Origin of the sequence: Cognataquiflexum rubidum (assembly GCF_022538115.1) — a bacterium.
Taxonomy (GTDB): Bacteria; Bacteroidota; Bacteroidia; order Cytophagales; family Cyclobacteriaceae; genus Cognataquiflexum; species Cognataquiflexum rubidum.
In genome coordinates this window covers 1-7,735 of sequence record NZ_JAKZAL010000044.1, presented here as the reverse complement: position 1 = coordinate 7,735, position 7,735 = coordinate 1, and the positions used below count along the sequence as shown (strand labels likewise).

3 protein-coding genes are annotated in these 7,735 nt (G+C 44.3%); all 3 read right to left on the bottom strand.

Annotation, left to right across the window (positions count from 1 at the left end):
• Positions 1-544: 544 nt before the first annotated feature.
• Entirely contained in the window at positions 545-1,987 is a 1,443-nt protein-coding gene (locus tag MMU05_RS22850) for a SusD/RagB family nutrient-binding outer membrane lipoprotein (protein WP_241143976.1), read from the bottom strand.
• 101 nt (positions 1,988-2,088) lie between these two features.
• Entirely contained in the window at positions 2,089-5,292 is a 3,204-nt protein-coding gene (locus tag MMU05_RS22845) for a SusC/RagA family TonB-linked outer membrane protein (RefSeq protein WP_241143975.1), read from the bottom strand.
• Positions 5,293-6,049: 757 nt separating this feature from the next.
• The coding region (locus tag MMU05_RS22840; RefSeq protein WP_241143974.1) for an ATP-binding protein at positions 6,050-7,735 on the bottom strand (1,686 nt) is incomplete at its 5' end.

Below are 7,735 nucleotides of genomic sequence, written 5' to 3'. Positions count from 1 at the left end.
GCCTACTTTAAATTGGTAAAAAATATGAAATCAATCCCCACCTAAAGTGTTGATTATCTTAAATATAAGGAAGATTGTTTAAAAATTTAGTCCCTTCACAAAATTTAGAACTGAAAATTCATTTTACCCTAATCACTTTCCTTCTGTATGCCAAAGGTGGTAATATTCCATTGTAAAACTTCCTGTTCAGGATGGACATGGCTTTAACCCTGATTTATTCCAGTTTTATTTTTGTTTCCCCCTTTGCGGCTGTCAACTCGATTTCAAATTCGGATTTCCCATCTGATGGTTTTTGCAAGAAAGAGTGGTCATACAGGATCCTGTTTTATTTTGTGGATCAATTGTTTCAATGAATGATCAAAATAAAACTTAGAGAACTTTTCCTAAATCCAAACCAAAAGAACGTGAAAACTCCCGTTCAAAAACATAGAGGCCGATTTAGAGAAAATCGGCCTCTATGGCTCAATTTCGGCTGTTACATAACATAAAATATAATTTTTATACAGCCTATTTTTCTATCGTTTGTTACTTGGATTTTCGAATCCTATTTCACGTCCCACCAAGGTTTGATGTCCATTTCGTTGTCGAAGCCGGCATTGGCTACGGAGGTGGGGTTGTTTCCTAGCTCTACAGCAGGCCACAAAGCCCTAACGGGGATAGAGGTGCGGACGGCGGCAACAGGAACGGCCAGCTGAGGCACGTCGAGCCTTCTCCATTCCGACCAAGCCTCGATACCATTACCATAAAGCGCAATCCACTTTTGCATGCCAATGGAGTTTTTCCAGTTGGCCGCATCGTAAGCATTTATAGGCTGGGCCAAGTAGGCGTTTATTGCTATCTGGTCTGAAATGCCCCACTGCATCATGGAAGCAGCTACTGCAGCGTTATATGCCTCGGCAGCGTTCCCATTGATGAAGCCCCTTTCGATAGCCTCAGCTTCAAAAAACTTCAATTCGGCATGGGTCAAGAGGTAGCCGGGTGCGGTAGCCGAGCGCAGGCGGTTGCTCGGCCTAGAAGCCGTACCCTGTAAAGCAAAAGTCTCACCATCGGTAAGGCCGAAGGGTAGGCCAACAAACTCTCCAGCCACATTTGGATTGCCAAAAGCCGGAATACGCGGGTCGTTACGCGCTTTCATGGCGTCTACCAATACATCTGAAAGCGTGAAGTCATCACGGTTGCCGATGGTGTTATCAACGAAGAAGGGATTTGCCAACCGTTGGTCTGATTGAAAAGGAAAGTAAAAACCTTCATCAGCCGAACTAATTACACCCGCGGCAAAACCCTCAGAAACCATACGTCTAGCAGTGGCCTGCTCAACGTCAGCCATCCGCATACCGATGCGGACTTTGAGCGAGTTACCGAAACGTTGCCATTTTGCCATGTCTCCACCGTAATAGATATCGCCCGAGGCGAATCCAGGAGTACCCACGGTGATTTTGCTGAGCGCTGCGTCTATTTCACTGGCTAAGCCTGCATAAATATCCTGCTGCCTGTCGTACTGGGGGTTGGGGAACTCAGCCGGATTAAAAGTCTGTGAATAGGGGACGTTCACCCAGATATCAGTTATGTTCTGGAGAGACCATACGCGAAGGATTTCCAGTATAGCCAGATTGTTGTTGCGCTGAGCTTCGGAGAGGTTTTCATTGGCCGCCGTAACTCGCATGGCTGCTTGCAGGTCATTCATACCATTAGCGTAGAACGTGTTCCAAATACCATCGAAGCTGGAGGGGTTCTGGTTAAAGCGGCTGTTTTCAGCGTATTCGCTTTGCGAGAAGTGCTGTACCATCAGCATCCCGAAGTCGAAGTTGAGCGCCCGGCTCCACATCAGGTTTGATAGGGAAAACTGGGCTTGGGTAAGCAGGTTCTCAGCCGGCACAGCTGTGGGGTTGTTTGGGTCGATATTCATCTCCTCAAAACCCTCTGTACAGCTCGAAACCCCTAAGCTGAAGAGGAAAAAGGTCAATAGATAGTTTGCGATATTTTTCATGATTTGTCGAAATTTTGAATGTTCATTTGAACAAAGAGTAATATGTAGGTAGTTGCGGTTTAGCAGTTACACCTCACCGCCAATTTGGTCAAAGCCTTAGATTAGAACTTAAAGCTGATGTCGAAGCCCAGTGAGCGCGTAGTTGGCACCTGCGCGTTTTCCAATCCTTGGACGTTGCCAGCACCATTTACTCCTTGTGGGTCAAGGTAAGGCAAGTTACTTTGAAGGATGGCCAGGTTGCGGCCAAACAGACGGAAACGCACATCCCGTATGGGAAGCCTGGAAATCAAGCTGTTAGGTAGGCTATAACCCAACGATACTTCGCGAAGCTTGATGAAAGAAGCATCGAAAACATTGGGAGAGGCCACCGACCAGATAGTTTGGTAGTAAGCTTGGGGGCTAATGTTCACCGTATTGGGCTCTCCAGTTTCAGTTACACCGGGTACGATTAAACCAGTTTCACGAACGTTATTCTCAACAGTTATGGGATCCATACCTGAGTATTTGGACCACTGCAAAGAAGTCGAGTGAATAATACCACCACCTTGAAAGTCAATCAGGGCACTGAGTTCCAGACCTTTGTAGGAAAAGCTGTTGCGCATACCACCGGCGAAGTCTGCTATGGTACTGCCCAAGAACTCGCGGTTACTATTTACCAATGGGAAACCGTTGGTACCCACAATCACTTGACCGACATCGTTGCGGCGGAAGTCTTGGCCGAACAGCGACATGTAAGGGAAGCCTTCCTGAACACGAACGTCGGCGGCCCAAGTAATACCTGCAATGATGTTCTCAACACCCGGGGCCAATTCAACTACCTCGTTGTTGAAAGTGGCAAAGTTCACCATCAAATCCCAGGCAAAATCACCTCTAACCAAAGGACGAGCATTCACCATCACTTCGATACCATGGTTGCGCATAGAACCAGCGTTCAGCACCCTTGAAGTAAACCCGGTTGAAGCAGAGGAAGGCACGTTGAAGATTTGGTCTACAGTAGTACGGTCGTAATACGACACATCGAACGACAGACGGTCCTTGAGTATGCCAAATTCGATTCCGAACTCAATCTCGTTGGTACGCTCAGGTCGAAGATTTGCATTAGGGTTACTCAAAGGCACTGTATAACGCGGGAAGTCGCCAAAGTTAGGTACTAAATTGCTGTATACGTTTCGCAACTGGTAAGGGGCAGCATCATTGGCGGCTTGGCCATACCCCACGCGCACTTTTCCAAAAGAAAGAAAGGAATTGCGGAAGGCCTCAAGCTCTGTAAACACAAAGCTGGAAGATACCGAAGGATACCAGTAATTGTTGTTATCGGCAGGTAAAGTAGAAGACCAGTCGCCACGCAAAGACAAGTCTACATATAGCAAATCCATGAAACCCACAGAAGTTGTAGCAAACACACTGTTGATGGCCCTTTCCTGCTCATTGGTAATTACCTGAGCTGCACCTACAGAGTTAGCGATATTGAAGAAACCATCCAAGGCCAAGCCTCCCACGGTGTTGATGCTATTCCCAGTATTCTTCTGGTTCATCAAGTTACCCCCGAGCATAGCATTCAAAGAGAATTTTTCACTGAGCCGCTTGTTAAAAAGCAATTTGGCTTCTAAGTTGGTTTCTGCGAAAGTACGCACCGTCTCAGCATAGCGAGATTGGGTAATACCACCTTGGGGGATACCTTCGCGAGAGCGGAAAGTGAACCCATCACGCATGGCCCTTACATTGAAACTCAGGCCATCGATGATTCTGTAGTTCAGGTTGAAGTTACCGAACAACCGGTCGCGGCTGTCTTCCTGCAAGTAGTTGTTGCGCACCCAGTAAGGGTTGTCAAAGAAACGGGGACGGTGGTTGAACGACAGCAACTGACCGGTTGCCGGATCGATAACCGGACCTATGGGGTTCCAAGTTTGCTGACGCCCATCAAGGAACTGATCGTTTTGCAAACGCTTCACATCAAGCTGGGTTTGCCACCATTGGGTGAAGCCCTGCATAGGGTTGGAGTTGTCGTAGCCGGTAGTATTACGCCCATCTGCGTTTTGCAGCACAAAACTACCGGCAACAGATGCGGTGAGGCGATCAGATATTTTGTAAGTAGTATTTAAGCTGATGGTATTACGCGAGAGGTTGGAGTTGGGGATTACACCCTTTTGATCCAAGTTGGTGTAGCTCAGACGGAAGCTACTGACATCATTGGAGCCAAAAACGGCAAAGCTATTTTGCATGGTAACACCAGTTTCGAAGAAGTTCTCATAACCATTGGCAGGGGCTACCCAAGGGCGGGTCTCGCCGTAGGTAGGAGAATCGATATCCCAAGAGTCCCAGTGACGTACCCTGGTATCCTGATCGTAGCGCGGTCCCCAAGAGCCGTCTTTGGCGTAGATAGGTGCCAAGAAAGATTGACCGTTTTCAGTAAATTCCACAAAGCCTGACTCTGTATTGGTAATATCGCCACCACCATATTGTTGCTGATGGGGTATCAGGGCGATGGGACTCTCAAATGTAGTGGTGGAATTCACTTCCACTCCAATACCTCTCTTGCTGCCGCCACTCTTAGTCGTGATCAAGATCACGCCATTTGAACCTCGGGTACCGTATAGGGCAGTAGCAGCAGCACCTTTCAACACCTCCATAGAAGCAATATCTGCAGGGTTGATGTCGGAAGCAGCGTTACCGTAGTCGTAAGCTCCGCCTCCAAAGCCATCCTGCTGGTCCGCCGTAGAGTAGTTGTCGTTATTGATGGGCATACCGTCTACCACAAACAGGGGCTGATTTTCTCCCAAAAAGGAGTTTGCACCCCGAATGGTGATACGCGAAGACCCTCCGATGGCAGCTGGCGTACCCTGAATTTGGACGCCGGCTATTTGACCTTGCAAGGCATTTATGATGTTGGTTTCACGGGTATCTGCCAAGCGCTGGCCGTCGACCGACTGAACAGCGTAACCCAAGGAAGCTTTTTCACGGGAAATGCCAAGGGCGGTTACCACAACTTCTGACAGTTGTGATGCATCTGGAATTAGCGTCACATTAATCAATGACCTATTACCGATTGTTTCTTCAACGGTCTTCATTCCGATAAAAGAAAAAACCAAAATGTCAGACCCTTCAGGAACACTAACCGAATAATTACCATCCATATTGGTAGTTGTTCCCATTGTACTGCCTTTGACAAGAACGGTTGCCCCCGGCAAACCCATTCCATCTTCTTGGGAAATTACCTTTCCGGTAATTTCCCTTTGCTGCGCCGAGACCTCATAACTGAGTGCCAAAGAAAAAAGCGCTGTTACAATATGTAAAGCTTTCATCATTAGGTATATAGATAAGTTTAATTGAAATTTAAATCTATTTTTTAAACAATTCAAAGATTTTTTTTTATTAAATAATTGTTTTTTACTAAAATATTAAATAAATTATGATTAGTTTGTTTCTATCGGATAAAAAAATCATTTTCAATATGATTTCCATCTCCGAGCCTCACCTGATAACAGGATTGATTTATCGAGAATATTGAGTACTTATATGAATATTTTTTTAGGAATGCCTCACTTGGACATAGGGTTTTTCAGAGGCCTATGTACCAAACCCACACCGAATCTTGTAGTCAACCACATTTTGTACAGCTGCTGAATGATATTTTTTGTTCCTCTCATTGTTTTTTCATTCACCCAAAAAACTGCTCAAAAAAAGCTAAAAGCTTAATAGGCCATATTGAAGAATTGGGCTATTGTGAACATAATAGGTTTAAAAATTCAAAGAATATCAGTTGGGTTTTGTTAGGAAGAAGTGATCATACACTAAACTGTTTAATTCTGAGGATCATTTATCCTGTACCATCTTCAAAAAACGTGGAGGTCATAGGACAGGCACGCCAAAAAATCGAAACTCATATAAAATCCACATTACCTAAAAATAAATTGCTACACATTCAAAGTCAATAATTTCGGATTCTTTTTTTCTTTAAATAAACAAGGGGGAAAATATCAAAAAAATTGTTAACCCAAAATTTGAGGTTAAAAATTAAGCTATTACAATTTTGATTTTCAATGGCTTGATATCCTTTTAGAATTAAGTTGGAAGGAGAATAATAAAAGTTGTTCCTTTCCCCTCTTCCGAATCCACCTTGATCTCCCCCCCATGGGCTTTCACAATATCATAAGATAAGGATAAACCCAATCCTGTTCCCTGCCCGGTTGGCTTGGTGGTGAAGAAGGGTTGGAAGATTTTGGACTTGATGGAATCGGGGATGCCTGGGCCGTTGTCAGAAACTATTATTTCTAGATTGTCTCCATTCTTCATCGTTGAGACCTTCACTAGAGGCTTTAATTCTGAATTCTGAATTCTGAATTCTGAATTGGTAAACGCTTGAAAAGCATTGTTGATGATATTCAACAGCACCCTTCCGATTTCTTGTGGGACCAAGTTGATTTTGGGAAGGTTCGGATCGAAGTCGGTTACAAAGTCAGCGTTGAATGACTTGTCCTTCGCCCTCATCCCATGGTAGGACAATCTCAGATACTCGTCAGCCAAAGCATTGATATCGGTGGGCACTTTCTCTCCCGAACTTATTCTGCTGTGCTCGAGCATCCCTTTCACAATCGCATCTGCCCGCTTTCCGTGGTGGTTGATTTTTTCTAGGTTTTGCTTGATATCATTTGAGATAAATTTAGCCTCTTCAATATCTCCCTTTTCTAACTCTGCATTCATTTCATCCAAAAGTTCGCTACTGACTTCCGAAAAATTATTCACAAAATTTAAAGGGTTCTGTATCTCATGGGCAATACCAGCTGTGAGTTCTCCGAGTGAAGCCATCTTTTCGGACTGGACCAGTTGGGCTTGGGTGGATTTTAAAGTTTGATGGGCTTTCCCGAGTTCACCATAAGCTTTCTCGATTTCTTTCGCTTGCGCTAATTCTTTGTCTTTGGTTTTTTCCCGTTCCTTTCGGAGGGTTTTTGCTTTTTGAATTAAGTGGATTCTCCAGACTATCCCCAGCATGAATAAAGAATAAATTGCATAAGCCCACCAAGTACGGTACCAAGGTGGCAATACTGTAAAAGAATAAGAAACAGGCTCCGTCCAAATTCCATTGGCTCCCAACGCCTTGACTTTAAAAGTATATGAACCCTCGTGTATATTTCCAAAGGAGGCATTTGACCGGTTGGTGACAGGACTCCAGTCCTCGTCATACCCTTCCAATTGGTATTGGTATTTAATCAATTGAGGTCTGGAGGTTTCGATGGCAACAAATTCAAAAGAAACCTGATTGAGCTTATAGGGTAATACTAGATTTTGGGGCAAAGGATAAAAAGGTGTAATGCTATCAAACTCAATATTTTTAAATCGTTGGATCATACTATCCCTTTCAACAATGGTTAATTCCCTCCCGAAAAGACTAGCTTCTTCTGTGATATAAGCAGGTGAGGTGATACTGTCCTCAATATTTAAGTTTTCGTTATTTAATGCTGCACTTAATGTATGCCAGCTGATGTTTTCATCTCTTACTTTTATTGATTGAATGACCAACACCGGTGGCTCAACACTTCGATTTAAGGCCTCATAATCAAATCGGACCAAGCCTGTTGACTCTGAACCAGTGCCCGCCCAGATAATGCCTTTACTATCCAAAAGCATAGTGCCTTGTCCTGTAAAAACGTCTTTTACAGGATATCCCGTAGAGGTGTTGAAAATTTCCATATCGGTAAGGTTAGAAAGATCATCTGAAATATTAAAAATTGAAATCCCTAAATTAGTTCC